Raw genomic sequence first — 16,176 nt, 5'->3', positions numbered from 1 at the left:
TGCTTGCTTAACTCATTAAGCGACGCAGGGGGCGCCGCGTTCAAAATGCGTTTAATTTGAACAAAATTCAACCACCAAAGGTCAACAGTCCCTAGCTATAGGGAATGTGACAGGAGCGCCTGCCGGAGTGGAAAATGAATTGCACAGCAGGATTTATGCACTAGTGCTGGCACGGTAAGGCCTACTACACTGCTTTTTGGCACATGGAGAATAAAGCTATGATAACAACCCTTGAAAATACACCATTTGATATGATTTATGATGCTTTCGTAGATGCATTCTCAGAATATGAAGTAAAGATGGATATGCCAAAAGATAAGTTGATGGAAATGTTTTCTGCGAGAAGTCTTAGTAAAGAAAAATCTATTGGATATTTCGAAGGAAAAAACTTAATCGGTTTTCTTCTTATTGGGTATCGAGAGATTGGAAATTTATCCGTTTTTTATGACGTAGCAACTGGTGTCCGGCAAATATATCAAGGACAGAAAATTGCAGATAAACTAATCTGTGAAATAAAAGGTTTAATGATTGCTAATAAAGTAGATAAATTCGTGCTTGAAGTTCTTGAACATAATGTTGCAGCTCAAAATTTATATATGAAATATGGATTTAGAACAAGTCGGAGACTTAGATGTTATGAATATAGCAGCGAAAAGAAAAAGTGTAGCCATCTAAATAATACAGAAAATGCCACTTTGGATATTCAACTAAATAATTTATCCATCAGTGAGTACTGTACTTTTGTACCGTCATGGCAAAATTCTATGATTTCATATATAAACACCAAGAATAATCATTATGTGGCTAAAATAATAGAAGATAATAAATTGATTGGATATGGTATTGTCCATCGAGATAATGGTTCTATATTACAATTAGGAATGAAGCCAGGTTGGCAGACGATCGAGGTCCTCAAAAGAATAGTGGACGAACTTTATATAAACACTCAAAGCAATGTGCTGAAATGTTTGAATATTGAAGAAAATAGTATTATGGAAAAACTCATTTTAGACATTGGATTCAAAAATACAATCAATCAATTAGAAATGGAATACAATATTACATAATAATCACTTCAACATGAGTCAGCGATTGTCATCGTTTGTGTTATCGTAGGCAAGTACTCTACACATATTTTTTGCAAAACCATGACCACTTTTTTTGTTGGTTTGTAAGTGATGAATATAGCGAACAAATCACGCCGCGGATGTTTATTAGCAGAGCTTGATTGGTTTCTATCGTAAGGTAGCATTTTTTAAGACTCGAGCACTATCAATATTGCCTATTTTGACTGACTGAGGTACAGATACTGAAGCACGATTATCCGCTGTATTTGGCGATGCTTCGTAACAAATCTGTACAGCAACAGGGAGGCACGATACAAAGAGAGGGTTGGTTGATTACAACAATGCACGTACCCATCCGGGAAGATGTGCTGTGGTAGAACGCCAATCGCTGATAATGATATCAGCGGATGGGAAAAAACGATTTGGACTGGAAAGAATTTCTCTTACCCTTAATCTGATAGATGCATCAAAAATGGGTAACTATTAGGTCCGAGTTGATAACCTTTAATTGTTACCAGATTGTGTTGTTTGTTTCCAATTTGAAAACGTTGAATAAGTTGCTGATAACTTATGTTTGTGTATAACTTTCTATAAGTTTATTTGGCCACATTATTTTTGATTTACTAAAATTGCTGCAGTCATTTAAACATGTATGTAACAAGTCTTTATTTTAGATAACATCATATATAATCCCAATATATGGATTTCACTAAGCAATACTACTACCTTGAATCACTCACTTCATCTCTATCATTATCCTCAATAAAATCGAATTGTGAGCCACTATTTTGAGTATTTTATAATAATCAATCTTTTCTTTATTGTTTATATGAGTTAGCCCTCATCTCGTTTTTTGCAGTCTGGTATGGTGATGTCGGAGTAATGCCTTGTCGATGTGGTTCATTTCATTTACCCCAGGTGATTTGTGTTTGGAAAACAAATCTATCTAGGTTCTATTCATATTTAATGACTGAGGCTGTATTAACTATTTTAATTGTAAGAGTAAAACAAGTATTCCAATTGCAAGGAGGCTATGGTGATCTTCAACAAGATGTCATTGAAAACTCAATTTATTTCGTTAATCGCATTGCCGTGTATTGTACTTCTACTTGTGAGCTGGGCAGGCCTTAGAGGGTTGTCTAGTGCACAAGATAAAACCAAACAACTAGCGGAAAATACCAGCGCACCGATGCGCTCTCTTGCGGAAGTTGCGTCACTGATTCCTAGAATGCGCGTCGGTATTGATGTCATCATGATGCAAGATATCCCGGATTTTAAGGATCAAAGAGGTGCACTTACGCGAGTAAAAGAGACGGAAAGTGAAGATATACCTGAAATGGATCGAGCCCTTAAACGAGCATTGGATGCTCAGGTGAATCCTCAAGTACGTAAAGCAGTGAAAAAGATTATTGATATTTTTGCTCAGGTTAAAAGTAATGAGCTTGGCCCGATGCTCTTAGCGATTGAGCAAAATGATCTTAAGACGGCCCGAGAAATATATAAAACCAAATATGCCAAAAGCTATACCGTTATGCGTAAAGCCGTTAGTCAGAGCCTGGACGACTTATTAGCGCAAGGGCATCAGGAATATGCGAAGAGCCAGAGCAATTATAAGAGTAGTCGAAATGACATCATTGTTTTGATTATCATTGCATTATTGGCTTCGGTATTGCTTGCTTGGATGATTATACGTCGGCTTCATCGGCGAGTGGCCTATCTACAAGAAAACATTTCGATTGCCAGCGATAAACTGGATCTTAGCTCAGTTTTGTCAATGAGTGGCAAAGATGAACTGAGTGATATTGCTATGCACTTTAATCAGTTTGTGGGCAAAGTTCGAAGCGCGATTGAAAATGTTGCTGAAAACTCGAAACTGCTTGCATATACAGCAAATCATGTTGCCGACAAGGCAAAAGTGACGAATAGCAACAGCATAACTGAGAGTGACCGTACGACGCAAATTGCGACAGCGACCCATGAAATGGTGACTACAGTAGAGAGTATTGCTGAAAACGCTTCGCAAGCTGCAACAGCCGCTCAAGAAGCGGATAAGCAAGCTAATCAGGGCGCTGAGTTAGTTGCACATGCGCGCCAAGGCGTCACCGCATTATCTACTGAAATCGAGCATATTAGTTCAGATATTGATTCACTGGCGACACAAACAGACTCGATTGGCAGTATTTTGGATACCATTCGTAGCATTTCTGAACAAACTAATTTGCTGGCTTTGAATGCCGCTATTGAAGCTGCTCGTGCCGGTGAGCAAGGGCGAGGATTTGCAGTGGTAGCCGATGAAGTACGTAACTTAGCAAATCGTTCGGCCGAAGCAACCGATGAAATACAAAAAATGATCGATATATTGCAGGAACAATCTGCGAAGACTGTTGCAACGATCAAAATAGGACTAGAGCAGAGTCTTGCTGTTGTTGAGCAAGCCAATGAGGCAAACAGCTCACTGAAACAGATTGCCACGCACATTGGACAAATTAGCGATATGAACATCCAAGTTGCCACCTCGACCGAAGAGCAATCGCTTGTGGTAAACGATATAAGTCAAAATGTTGAAGAGATTAGCCAGCTTACAACCCAAACATCAGAAGTGGCTGATGAGCTAACTGACTCTAGTGTTAAGCTGCAAAAACTGTCTGCACAATTGGATGAATTAGTGACTCAATTTAAAATTTGATTTCCAATCATGACTCTGGCCTTATGCTTGCTTTTTAATCGATAGCCGCCTGTTTTTGGGGGCTAATAATGCTTATTGGGATGAATTTTTATTGCTGAAAGTGCAGAGGTTATGCATATTGGACTAAACGTTAACCCTTTATACGAACTATTGAGCATAAGATGGAAATTAAAGCATTCGAGGACAGATATAAATCTGATGTAATAGCACTGTGGCAAGCGTGTGGTTTAGTCGTTCCCCAGAATGATCCCGCTCAGGATATAGAGAGGAAGCTTAAAGTCGATCCCGAGCTTTTTCTTATCGGAGTCGTGGACGAAACTGTCGTGGCGACTGTCATGGGCGGCTATGAAGGTCATCGAGGTTGGATTAACTATTTAGCAGTGAAGCCTTCGCAGCGACATAAAGGCTATGGGCAAGCCATTATGCAAGCTGTTGAAATGCGTCTTCGCCAGAAAGGTTGCCCCAAGATTAATTTACAGGTTCGCTCGACAAATAAGGCTGTAATTGAGTTCTACTCTGCCATTGGGTATGCCAATGATGATGTCGTAGGGTTAGGTAAAAGGCTTGAATATGATTCGTAGTCATAGAGTTAGTTGCAGATATCTTTGATTATTTAGAAGAGTACGAAAAAGTAGATGCAAATCATTATGATTATGATGAGGTTGAGTTTGTTTTAAGTAAAAGTGGAACTGTTTCCCCCATTTTGATGAACGGTTATTATATCAGCCTGGGGAAATACACTGCTGCAGCGAATATCTTGTATTATTAAATAATTTTGGGGTGAAGAGGCTGACTCTCAGTGCAAAGTCGTTCTCCAAGAACATTTATAATCGTGTTGTCACGCAAGTGTGCCTGTTTACTTTATCCGTGCCATGCGCTTTCGAGGAAAATGTTGAATAAATTTTTTATTTTATTTTTTGTGAGCCTATCGTTCACAGTATCGGCGGCGAATAAAGCTAAAGATTGTAGCCATAGTCGCGATGTAAAAACCACTATTGATATGAATGAGTGTTTGTCCCATAACTTATCGATAGCGCGAGCTGAAATGAACCAATATCTTCAGGCGAGTTTAGATAGAAACGCGGCAGATCCAGAGTTGATTAAATCAATCAAGATTGCGCAAAAGAATTGGGAAACTTATCGTTCATCGAATTGTGATTCTGTTTATACAGCCTGGCGAGAAGGAACTATACGAAATGCAATGGCGCTAATCTGTGGTATTAGGTTAACCAAGCAAAGGACTCATGAACTTTGGGAAGACTTTTTAACTTATATGGATAGTACGCCGCCTGTCTTACCCGAGCCCCAATAATCACTTCCCGATATTTATCCGCTGGGCTTAGCGTTAGTATGTTTATAAGAGATACTTATGAAAGTAATTGATACTGAAGAGCAGCGATGGTTTTTATTTGAGCATGAAAAAAAGCTTTATTTGGATGCAAATTGCAGCCACAGTTTTTTAAGTTACACATACATGATTGAACTCAATGAATCTGAATTGAAGCTATACCAATTAGAAGGCAGGGCGTTTCTAAATCGCCTCTGTCATGATATTCATTATTCAGTACCTATTGCTAAAGAAAGCCAGTCTGCCTTTAAAGGTCGAGATGTGACTCAACAGTTCTCCAAGCTTGCAAGTGAAGCGTTAGCAAAATGGAGTGCGTTGAAATAAATACAGAACAGACGATGATGGTGTTAATCGCTCATCGTTAGCTATATTTTATCCTTGTAATCTTACCCAGAATGGCAGGCATTGTTTCTGATTCTTAGTGGTAGCGATGAATCAAATGAGCATTCGCATTATAATAGTGGTTATAGTGTGATAACCATTGGTATTCTCAAAAAACACTATTTTTTTGCTTTACCATGGGCAGTTTTACATATAATGATTGACCTCTGCATGTTTAAACCTAGTGATGACTCGCAGAAGCAGGTGAGATGTTCAGCCTGAAGATTTTCGTGATGATGTTCAGTGAGTGGGCTGCTTGATGGTTGTGTAGCGATTGAGGAATAATTTGTTTTATGGATTGCCGATAAAGATCGCAGGTATAGGCAGTCCGATATGTACTTACCATTATCCACAATGACGTGAGCATGATAGCGCGTTATTAATTCATCATATTTTAAATAAAAAAAGTAGTAAGTTCAGAAATATCAAAAGGAGAAAGCGTATGTTCAGCCATATCATGGTTGGTGCTAATGATCTTGAAAAATCGAGACAGTTTTATGATGCGATTATGAAAGTATTGGGTTATTCAGCCGGTGTTCTCGACCATAATGGTCGTTATATGTATATGGGTTCCGAAAGTGTTTTAGGTATTACCAAACCTATCAATGGAGAGCCAGCAACACACGGCAATGGTATGACAATTGGTTTTAAAGTGAGTAGCCCAGAGTTAGTTGACGCATGGCATGCTGCTGGTGTCGCAAATGGTGGCGTAACTTGTGAAAATCCCCCAGGTTTGAGAGTTAATGGTGATAGAAAGCTATATTTAGCTTACCTGCGAGATCCAGCAGGTAATAAAATCTGTGCAACCCATATTGTTCAATCCTAGATAGATTTAGTCAGAGCTATCACTAGTACTGAAAATAGGCTAACAAACATGTGGTATTTGCGGTTTGCTAGATTAGGTTATGTTTAGCGAGCCATGAAGCTAAATATCATGTTTGTTGGCCACTTAACTTCATCAAATGTTCGCTGCATGATTATGCAGCGGGTTAACCTCTTGTTTGCGTAATGATTCAACTGCCGTTACTTGGTGTTAGCCTGAAAGGGGGTAAGTTTGAAGCTAGTGGATGTATTGCATGATGAGAGCTTAAAGATAGCACTTGTGATTGGCAATGGTATAAATCGATATCATAGTACGAGTGATGATGGTAATAACTCTTGGGATAAAATGCTGTTGGCGCTTTGGCAAAAGTACAGTCAATCAGCATCACAGCTGTCGGCCCCTAATGGTATATCGCTCATTGAATTTTATGATGCCCTTGATTTAACCAAGCGTTCTGACGAGATCAACTTACAGAAAGAATTTTGTGGACTAATGCGTCATTGGAAGGCTAAAGAGCATCATGTGGCAATTTCTTCATGGGCTAAGAATAAGGGCACTCCTATATTAACTACAAATTTTGAGGAAACTCTGTCTGCAAATATTACCCAAGAAATCACGCATTTTGATTCAAAATCTTTTACTGACTTTTATCCATGGGAAAGTTATTTTTCTGATCATAAAGTTGACGATCCTGCCAATGAATTTGCTATTTGGCATATCAATGGCATACAGCGATATAGCCGAAGTATACGGCTAGGTCTATCTCATTACATGGGTTCGGTTGAGAGAGCGAGAAGGTTAATTCATCCAGGTAAGGGAATAAGATTATTTGCAGGTAAAAATGTCAATGAGTGGCCTGGACGTCATAGCTGGCTACATATTATTTTCAATAATGATTTAGTATTTATCGGACTTGGGCTCGACACAACAGAAGTATTTCTAAGATGGTTGTTGATTGAGCGTGCAAAATATTTTTATCAATTCCCTAAACGCAGAAAAAATGCATATTTTGTCTATGCAGATACTAATGATCTATCCCCCGGACAAAAGTTATTTTTCGATAGTGTAAGGGTTCAAGTCATTCATGAACGTTCTTATGATGAGATTTATCACTCGCCGTGGTCCATGGACTAATAAGGTGCATCAATTGATCTTGTACTGTCTCACTTATTTTGCACCGAGAGCAGTGTTAAATGTGGTGGGGTGTAAATGAATGCGGTGTATTTTAATGACAGGTGCTAATCGAGGTGATGAGATGGTCTTTTGATCAAGTGTTCAACATGGGCAAATCAATCGATTAACGAGTGTTGCAATTCACGGTTTAGATTTAAATGAACCTTTCAATATGTCGGGCCTGACAACGTGCTATTTGACAAAGTGGGTGTTGTTGAGTCTCGACTAACCGATGAATCGACACCAAAGCACGAAGATTTTCTAGTCTATATAAATGGTGATCCAGGTTTAATTTGGGGGCTTTTTGCTTGTATAAAGTGATTAAGTCGTGGCAATAATACTTGAGATAAATCTTACCTTAAAAAGCTCTCAGAATAACTATCACAGTTTGTATTGCTCATTGCTTAACTAGCATGATATTGATTGAGGAAAAAACAATGGAACTGCAAAAACTCATGGAAGATTTAGAGTTGCTCGGTATCGAAAATGATCAAGCTCAATCTGACAAGTCAAAGAAATATCTCAATATCACAAGAGACACTGGCCAATTTCTCTTTGTTCTGGTTAAGGCCATCCATGCAAGTCAGATCTTAGAGGTTGGCACATCTAATGGATACTCAACGATTTGGCTGGCGTCAGCGCTTTCAGACCAGGGTATGGTTTACACTATCGAGGTGAATCCAGAAAAAGTCACACAAGCCAGTGCAAATATTGGTATAGCCAATCTCAGTTCAAAAGTAACTCAGCTGGTTGGTAACGCAAGTGACGTTCTTGCCGATGTTCCTGGACATGTGGATTTTATTTTTCTCGATGCCGATCGAAAAGAGTATGTAACATTAGCTGAACAGTTGTTTAATCTCCTAAAACCTGGTGGTTTGCTGGTTTGTGATAATGCAACATCACATAGGGATGAGCTTGAAGAATTTATCTATTGGTTAAATCATCAAAGTAACCTGAGCACCTCATTAGTCCCTGTCGGTAAAGGGGAGTTACTCGTATACAAAGGTGAACAATAGCTATGATAAAGTTCTCAATAAGAATCTCCAACGCTTGGCAGGTTCGGTTCAACTTTCAGTTTGACGCATATTGTGTTGCTGCTTTTTAACTCGTCACTAACCGACAAATTCTGGTACAGTATTTGAGTGTCGTTGAAAGCGCAATAGTGAGATACAAGAGGGACTGTAGCGCCCGTGGGAGGGATATTGAATAATTTTGCCAGAATACGCTGTGGTTTTAGTTCGCCAGAAGCGGTTAGCCAATACATGCAAGATAATCTGAAATATGCAACTAAAGAGCAGAAACAGGCGTCGAAAATCTATGGATGCTGGTGGAAAACTCCAGAGGAAACCTATTGTGACGGTTTTGGTTTTTGCTATGATCTTGCAAGCTTTGCTTTAGAGTGCCTTCTTTGTTCTAATTTGGCTCACGCTAATATACTGTTTGTTGCATGGGGAGATTGGGGGAAAGATTCTAACGCAGGGCATTTTGTTTGTACCTATCGCATTGACAGTTTCTATTATTGTATAGATAACGGCTATCTAAAAGGGCCTTATTCATTTGACCAGTTACTGCAGGTCACAGCACGAAATAGGGCCATTCATACACACCGATTTATTGAATCAGACCATATTCATTACCATCTAAAATATCAAGAAATGGGATGTTTTTTAGAGGATTAGATACACCCGATTTCAGATCATAAGTGCGATAGAAGATTTAAACTTCACTCTTCATGTATCCTACAATGCGCTTTGGAGAGTGGAACTAGGCTACTGGCCTATGCACAGTCAGAAGGACGAGCATGTGCTGATCTAAATGGAGATGAGTTGCTTGAATAGCCGCTCTTGCTTGGTTACGTGCTCATCCATCACATCATCCGCTCTGAGAATCTATCCAAAGTAATCGCTAACGTCATCCTGATAAATGCTAAACAAGTGGCGAATTGAAGTTATGTCAATCAAACTCTATTTTCTGGGAGTGAGAGATATAGGCCGCCAAGGTAATATTGATCAAATCCCATTAAGCGTCTTGAAAGCATAATCTTTATATTCACCCTTAATTCATTTGTATTCCAACTGATAAATAGAGTATCGCCTTTGATGCGGTTTATTCCGATCTTAGTGCATCTCTGGCTAGGATAAACCCACCAATTATTGCAGCTTCATTTTTCAGTTGTGCTCTGACGATGTAATTATCAAGGTTAGGGAGCTCAATATAGTGATTTAACTGTTGACTCACCGAAGCTTTGACCATCGCCAATAAATGTTCCTGTTGCATTACACCTCCGCCCAATATAATTTTTGCCGGAGATAAAATCAGGCTATATGTGACAATCGCTTGTGCCAAGTAATAAGCCTCAAGCTCCCAGATGGGGTCATCTTTGGCAATTTGATTCGGCTCCTGATTGGCTCGTTTAGCCAGAGCAGGTCCGGATGCCAGACCTTCTAAACAATCGGCATGATAAGGACATATTCCGGCGAAAGTATCTGATGGCAAACGCTTGACGGCGATATGTCCCAACTCCGGATGGTGACATCCATTGAAAATCTGCTGATCCACAACCACACCTCCGCCGATGCCAGTACCAACAGTGATATAAATACAGCTTTGTTCGCCAACTGCAGCACCGCGTTTTAACTCTCCAAAAGCCGCGACATTGACATCCGTATTCAGGGCGATCGGGATGCGATATTGAGCTTGTAGTGCCCCGAGGATATTAAAACCTTTCCATGCGAGTTTAGGCGTTGATTCAATATATCCATATGTCGAAGATGAATGATTCAGATCAAGGGGACCAAAACATCCGACTCCCATGGCAGCAATCGAATATGACGAGAAAAAGTCCGCTACTTTCCCCAATGTTTGGTTTGGATCTGTAGTTGGTACGCTGATTTTATCAATCACATTCAGATCCTGATCAGAAACTGCCGCAATAAATTTTGTGCCACCGGCCTCTATTGCCCCCAACATGAATGTATCTAACATAAAATCCTCATTTAATTATCAATAAAACACGGCAGTAATACACCTGTACAATATCACTCATGATATAATATATGAATTGGTATATTAAGCCGTGATTAATTTTAAAAAGTTAAAAGGTGCGTTAAATTCAGTAATTATTGGTGATAAAGATCGACTTTGTCTATCGAATTAAATAATTTCATTTTTGTTCGAATTACTTCTTTGGCAGCAACAATACAATCAGGATAAATAACATTTGGATCCCACCACTCATGTTCTGAAAGAATTTCTCTACATTTATCAAAATAAGCTGCTTTCATATCACTTGAAATATTTACTTTCTGAATACCGATCTCAATCGCGCTAACGATCTCTTCATCAGGATTGGCCGAACCACCGTGTAATACGAGAGGAATATTAACCCGGTTCACAATATCCGCTAGAATATCCAGCTTCAGTTTGGGCTCCATATCTTTTGGATAAATACCATGAGCGGTTCCAATAGCAACAGCTAGGGTATCGACTCCGGTTCGGGTTACGAAGTTTTCTGCTTCGGCTGGGTCAGTGTATATGACTTTGCTTACACCACCTTCTACTGAGGTTCCGGTTGAACCAATGGTGCCCAGTTCCGCTTCAACGGAAATCCCAAGAGGATGGGCCGCTTCAATAACTTTTTTCGTTAGAGCCACGTTATCTTCATAGGGGAGCAGTGAACCGTCGATCATCACTGAAGTAAACCCACAACTGATCGCCCGCATGACATCATCAAATGAGCCCCCGTGATCTAAGTGGATGACAAAAGGAACCGGGCTATTCGACGTTCTTTTCACTACGTATGCGAAAAACTCATTGGTTAGAAATGATAATTCCGTAGGGTGAATAGAAATAATTGCTGGTGCCTGACAGGCTTCTGCTTCTTCAATTACTGCACGTACAAAACAACTGTCGGCTACATTAAAAGCACCGATAGCGAATTTATTTTTTTGGGCAACTGATAATAAATAATTCATTGAAACTAACATAGATAAATTCCTTATAACTTAATTTTAATGATGTAAATAGTTACATAGGGAGGATTTCCCTTCTGATCCAGAAATAGAAATATAATGCTTAATTATTTCTTGACTCTGCTCTTCAGCTTGTCGAATAACCTCCCAATAGTTTTTAGTTGGATGCTCTTGGAGTTGGTTTTGAATGCTATTTACATTAGCTTTCATAAAATCGCTCCCAACGTTAATTTTATTAATGCCTAATGCGACTGATTGTTTTATATTGTCAGCACCCACACCAGATCCCCCATGTAAAACTAAAGGCGAATGGGTTGCTTGTTTAATCTTTGCTAGAATGTCGAAATCTAATTCTGGCACCATCCCTTGCGGATAGTTACCATGAGAAGATCCATATGAGACTGCTAAGGCATCAATCCCGGTTTCATCAATAAATTTTTTCGCTTGGTCAGGATTAGTAAACATGGCTTCATTGGTGTAATCTCCCGACATAGCTAGGCCAATATTACCCAACTCGCCTTCGACACTGGCACCATATATTTTGGCAAAATCTACAATTTCTTTTGTGTAGCGGATATTTTCAGCCAATGAATATTTGGATGCATCGACCATCACACTCGAAAAACCATCAACCATGCATTTTTTAATTAAGCCAATATCTTCTCCGTGATCCAAATTTAAAGCGACATCAATATTGGCTCGACTCGCCAATTCAATTACCAGTGGTGTGATTAATTTACTGTCACAGTGATGGCATAGATGCTCCTGAACAATATCGATGATAATTGGAGCACGGAGTTCCTGTGCAGCTGAAATTACACCCCGGACTGTTTCTAGATTGAAGCAGTTAATCGCCATGATCGCGTAATTGTGTTGATTCGCCTGGGATAACATCTGTTTCATAGAGACATACATGTTGTGACACCTCCTATTCATTAAGAAATTTTGATAGCTGAGAGATCGAGTTCTTCTTCATCCTCATCTTCATTTTCTGCTTCTAAGTCTTCCCTAGTTTTTTTCTTCAGGATCACAAGCAGTAATGCGGTGATAAATGAACCGGTCAGTAAAGCGATACAAAATGAGATAGGATGGTTCATGGCAGGGACAATAAACATCCCGCCGGATGGCACCGGAGAGCCGATTCCTAGATACATAGATATTCCGCCACCAATTGCGGCACCAACAGTGCAGGAGAAAATGACTCGCAGTGGATCGACAGCGGCTATGGGAATGACACCTTCGGTGATCATACAAATCCCCATAGGGAAGGCGATTTTTATATTATTTTGTTCAGAAGTAGAGTAGATTTTTTTACCAATGACTTTGGATATCAATAGTGACATAGTGACCCCGAAAGGTGGCACCATCGATGCTAGTATTTTGATTGCTTCCGGTTCTTTAATTCCTTCTAGTAATAGCCCGTCAGCAAACAGCGATGCTACTTTATTAACTGGTCCGCCGAAATCAAAGGCCGCCATTCCCCCCATAATCATCCCAAAGACAAACCGGGTTCCACCTTGCATACTCATCAGGAAAGTGGTCAACACTTTGGTTGCCCAGACAATGGGAACACCGATGACAAAATACATCAGAATCCCGATACAAACGGTGGAGACCAACGGAATGATCATCATTGGCATCAAGCCCTGAGCCCAGCTCGGGACTTTGATTCTATCTTTTAAAAATAAGATAAAGAATCCAACTACATAGCCGCCTAACATCCCACCAAGGAATCCGGCGCCAATTGAATTGGCAATTAGCCCCATCATCAATCCGGGCGCAATCCCCGGGCGATCCGCAATCGAATAGGCAATCGCCGCAGAGATTACTGGGGCTAATAGTCCCATCCCGAGGACCCCCAAAGAGAGCAGGGCATCTGGAATATTGTAAGCTGCTTTATAGTTATCAATAACGTGCCCTCCGGTTAAATTACCTATGGCAATCAATAAACCGGCGGTGACAACTAAAGGCAACATGTAGGATATGGCAGTTAATGCATGTTTTTTTAGTTCAAGTTTCATGGTTTAACTCGCTCTAATAAAGTTAGACTTTGGGGATCAAATCTTCCTGTAATTTATTGATTAACGCTTTAGAAGATTTAATTAATAATTGCGTTGGTACTTCAACAATACGTTTTCCCACAAACCTCTCTTTCCCTGAAATTTTTATATCAGCAGCAATAATAACGATATCCGCATTGGCAATACTGTCTTTCGTTAATTCATTTTCAACACCAATAGTTCCTTGGGTTTCAACATAAATATTGTGCCCTAGAGATGTCGCAGCTTTTATAAGTTTCTCTTTAGCAATATAAGTGTGGGCGATTCCAGAGGTGCAGGCAGTAATAGCGACTATATTCATAGTGTTAATCCTCTTCTATCTTTTCAAATAAATTAAATAGTTCTTTTTTTGTCCTGATGTTTAAAAGTTGATCTAATAAATCATCATCCGCTAAAAGCTCCGATACATGAGCTAATAATTTTATATGTACTGCAGATTTATCTACCATTCTGACGGCAAATAAAATAATAAAGCGTACTGGAAGGTCATCCAAAGATTCCCATGCAACATCGTGAGGTGTTTTCCCAATGACAATCGATGTCTTAAGCACCGAATTTGATTTTCCGTGAGGTATTGCTATATGAGAACCTAATCCAGTTTCGCCTTCGTTTTCTCTTAAGTAAACATCTTTTAAAAAGGCATCTATATCTGAAATACACCCATTGTTATAGAGCATATGACTAAGCTCCATTAATACTTCATCTTTTGTATTTGCCTGAAGATTTAAATTAATTAGTTTTTCGTTCAATACATTTCTGATATTCATTGCACTTTACCATTTAATTGATTGAAAGTTACACTTATAACGAAGGATGACTACTCGTTTCTATATCCTTTGTTATTTTTAATATGCTGTCGATATCTTTTTCATTAATAAAAGCACTAACATGAACATAAGGTACTTTATAGTCGAAACTGTCTATATTAATAGTCGTCAATATTAAATCTATATTTTCTATATGCTGAATTTCATTTATTTTGGAAAAAGGAATGATGTCGATAATTTTCCATTTTGGGAAAGACTTTATAACTCGACCTTTCAAAAGGTGAGATGTACCAATGCCTGTGGAACAAACTATGACAACATTTAAAGATTGTAAGTGTTGCTCATAGTAATATTGGAAGTATAAAGTTAGATAACCTATTTCGTCATGGCTAATATTTTTATATTTATTAAATTGGTTGGAACCTTCAATGATCTTTGTTAAAGAGTTAAATAAAAAATAACACTCGCTCCTAATCTCACCCAACAGTGGGTTATGGATATTGATGTGATGTTTTAACCTCATAATCAATAGTCTTACGTGAGGCATAAGATTTCTGCGTAGCTCATTGCTATCAAAAAATTTGGCTGAGCATTCATCAACCATATTAACGATGAGGGAATTAATGAAATTAACACATTCGATTTCTTCATTGGAACTATCAAATTTATCTATGCTATAGTTTTCAGAAAACCTAGATGAATAAATGAGATAATATAGATTTTCTTTTTCATATTCATTTAAGACCATCTTAGTATAAGACGATATTTTTTTAGCTAATTCATTTGCTATTTTTTTAATTGATGGATTTTTTGTTTTGTCTCTATTAATGTAATTTATTTTGCCTAAGTCTTGTCCTGATTTAATTCTTTTTATAGTCACAATAATATAAATAAATATATTTATGTAATAGGGTTCTTCTAGTGATAGGTCTCTTGATATAATATATTTTAAAATGTTTTTAGTAAAAACAATCTCTTCATATAAAAAGTAGTCTTGGAGTAGGATAAGGTCATAACTGTAGTCATTGTTGGTGATTATGTTAATGATGAAGTTTTTTAGTAATTCTCTGATTTTTGTCTCATCACCATCTATAAATGTACCTTGATTCGTTTTTATTAGTTTAACTTTTGTGTCGTTGAGTATTTCTTTTATATGATCAAGATCATGGGCAATAGAGGATGCACTGATCATATATAATTCTGCTAGTCTGGAAATTGAAGTTTTTTCTGGAGAACTGAGCAATAAATAAATGAGTATTTTTTCTCTTCGTTCACTCGTGGACATTGCATGTTTTTTATAGGTACTGTTATTTGAGCTAGAAAACTTATTAATGTATTCTTCGTAATTTATTTTGAATCCTTTACCGATATGGTTAATGATGATATCCATATATTTGGATTGACTTTCTTTAATATTTTTTATTTCACGATATATGGTCTTCTCAGACACATTAAATTTTGTAGAGAGCTCTTTCGCAGTAATAAAATTATCCTCTTGAACTAAATAGTCAAGAATATTTTTTTGTCTTTTAGATAAAATCATATTACCTCTCTACCTGTAGTTTTCCAATTGTCCTTACCTACAATATTTCTATCATAGCAATACAAATCACATATAATGAATAACATAATTTGTCCATTTTAAATGGACAAAATTAAAGTTAAAAGTTTGATCTGGATCTTATTTAGTTGTGGTTATTAAAATTTTAATGAATTAGTCTATCCTAATTATCCTTTAATTTTTGGGTTCCATGACTAGTCCTAGAAAATATGAAACCGTTATTTCTAATATTGTAGGAAGATGCGTTAATTGAGTACAACGAGGAATTTCCTCATGGTGCATTGAATGATCTAATATTGTGAAAATATTTAATGAAGCATGCGCAGGCTGAGCAGTCTA

At 38.1% G+C, this 16,176-nt stretch carries 16 protein-coding genes; 9 read left to right on the top strand and 7 right to left on the bottom strand.

Going from position 1 to position 16,176, the window contains the following annotated elements; genetic code table 11:
• Positions 1-218: 218 nt before the first annotated feature.
• The 9 genes from EV690_RS02495 to EV690_RS02455 all read left to right on the top strand — a co-directional run bounded on the left by EV690_RS02495 (position 219) and on the right by EV690_RS02455 (position 9,157).
• Positions 219-1,067 (top strand): GNAT family N-acetyltransferase, encoded by an 849-nt coding sequence (locus EV690_RS02495; protein ID WP_165872635.1) that lies wholly within the window; start codon positions 219-221, stop codon positions 1,065-1,067.
• Between the two features lie 1,051 nt (positions 1,068-2,118).
• Complete coding sequence (locus EV690_RS02490; RefSeq protein ID WP_207907503.1) at positions 2,119-3,753, top strand: methyl-accepting chemotaxis protein; 1,635 nt, start codon at positions 2,119-2,121, stop codon at positions 3,751-3,753.
• Between the two features lie 161 nt (positions 3,754-3,914).
• Entirely contained in the window at positions 3,915-4,334 is a 420-nt protein-coding gene (locus EV690_RS02485) for a GNAT family acetyltransferase (RefSeq protein ID WP_131911367.1), read from the top strand.
• 311 nt (positions 4,335-4,645) lie between these two features.
• Positions 4,646-5,065: a lysozyme inhibitor LprI family protein gene (locus tag EV690_RS02480; protein ID WP_224055051.1), complete on the top strand. Its 420-nt coding sequence runs from the start codon at positions 4,646-4,648 to the stop codon at positions 5,063-5,065.
• A 57-nt stretch (positions 5,066-5,122) separates the two neighbouring features.
• A complete protein-coding gene (locus tag EV690_RS02475) occupies positions 5,123-5,425 on the top strand; it encodes a hypothetical protein (protein WP_131911365.1) in 303 nt (100 codons plus the stop codon).
• Positions 5,426-5,924: 499 nt separating this feature from the next.
• Positions 5,925-6,308, top strand: a complete 384-nt coding sequence (locus EV690_RS02470; RefSeq protein WP_131911364.1) for a VOC family protein — start codon at positions 5,925-5,927, stop codon at positions 6,306-6,308.
• A 237-nt stretch (positions 6,309-6,545) separates the two neighbouring features.
• Positions 6,546-7,439, top strand: a complete 894-nt coding sequence (locus EV690_RS02465) for a thioredoxin domain-containing protein (protein WP_224055050.1) — start codon at positions 6,546-6,548, stop codon at positions 7,437-7,439.
• Between the two features lie 476 nt (positions 7,440-7,915).
• Entirely contained in the window at positions 7,916-8,494 is a 579-nt protein-coding gene (locus EV690_RS02460; protein ID WP_131911362.1) for an O-methyltransferase, read from the top strand.
• Positions 8,495-8,680: 186 nt separating this feature from the next.
• On the top strand, positions 8,681-9,157 hold the full coding sequence (locus tag EV690_RS02455) for a transglutaminase-like domain-containing protein (RefSeq protein ID WP_131911361.1): 477 nt from the start codon (positions 8,681-8,683) through the stop codon (positions 9,155-9,157).
• A gap of 427 nt (positions 9,158-9,584) precedes the next feature.
• On the opposite strand, the gene EV690_RS02450 is transcribed toward EV690_RS02455, so the two are convergent.
• The 7 genes from EV690_RS02450 to EV690_RS02420 form a co-directional block, all read right to left on the bottom strand.
• Entirely contained in the window at positions 9,585-10,463 is an 879-nt protein-coding gene (locus tag EV690_RS02450) for an ROK family protein (RefSeq protein WP_233458680.1), read from the bottom strand.
• Positions 10,464-10,597: 134 nt separating this feature from the next.
• Positions 10,598-11,464, bottom strand: coding sequence for a ketose-bisphosphate aldolase (locus EV690_RS02445; protein ID WP_131911360.1), 867 nt, complete (start codon positions 11,462-11,464; stop codon positions 10,598-10,600).
• Between the two features lie 24 nt (positions 11,465-11,488).
• Entirely contained in the window at positions 11,489-12,364 is an 876-nt protein-coding gene (locus EV690_RS02440; protein WP_131911359.1) for a class II fructose-bisphosphate aldolase, read from the bottom strand.
• Positions 12,365-12,384: 20 nt separating this feature from the next.
• On the bottom strand, positions 12,385-13,470 hold the full coding sequence (locus EV690_RS02435; protein WP_131911358.1) for a PTS fructose transporter subunit IIC: 1,086 nt from the start codon (positions 13,468-13,470) through the stop codon (positions 12,385-12,387).
• Positions 13,471-13,492: 22 nt separating this feature from the next.
• Complete coding sequence (locus EV690_RS02430) at positions 13,493-13,810, bottom strand: PTS fructose transporter subunit IIB (protein ID WP_131911357.1); 318 nt, start codon at positions 13,808-13,810, stop codon at positions 13,493-13,495.
• A gap of 4 nt (positions 13,811-13,814) precedes the next feature.
• A complete protein-coding gene (locus EV690_RS02425; RefSeq protein ID WP_131911356.1) occupies positions 13,815-14,276 on the bottom strand; it encodes a PTS sugar transporter subunit IIA in 462 nt (153 codons plus the stop codon).
• A gap of 34 nt (positions 14,277-14,310) precedes the next feature.
• On the bottom strand, positions 14,311-15,819 hold the full coding sequence (locus tag EV690_RS02420; protein ID WP_131911355.1) for a BglG family transcription antiterminator: 1,509 nt from the start codon (positions 15,817-15,819) through the stop codon (positions 14,311-14,313).
• Positions 15,820-16,176 lie beyond the last annotated feature (357 nt).

The sequence above is a fragment of the Celerinatantimonas diazotrophica genome (genome assembly GCF_004339545.1).
Classification (GTDB): Bacteria; Pseudomonadota; Gammaproteobacteria; order Enterobacterales; family Celerinatantimonadaceae; genus Celerinatantimonas; species Celerinatantimonas diazotrophica.
Note: the sequence above shows the minus strand (reverse complement) of the source record. Positions and strands in the feature narration are given on the sequence as shown.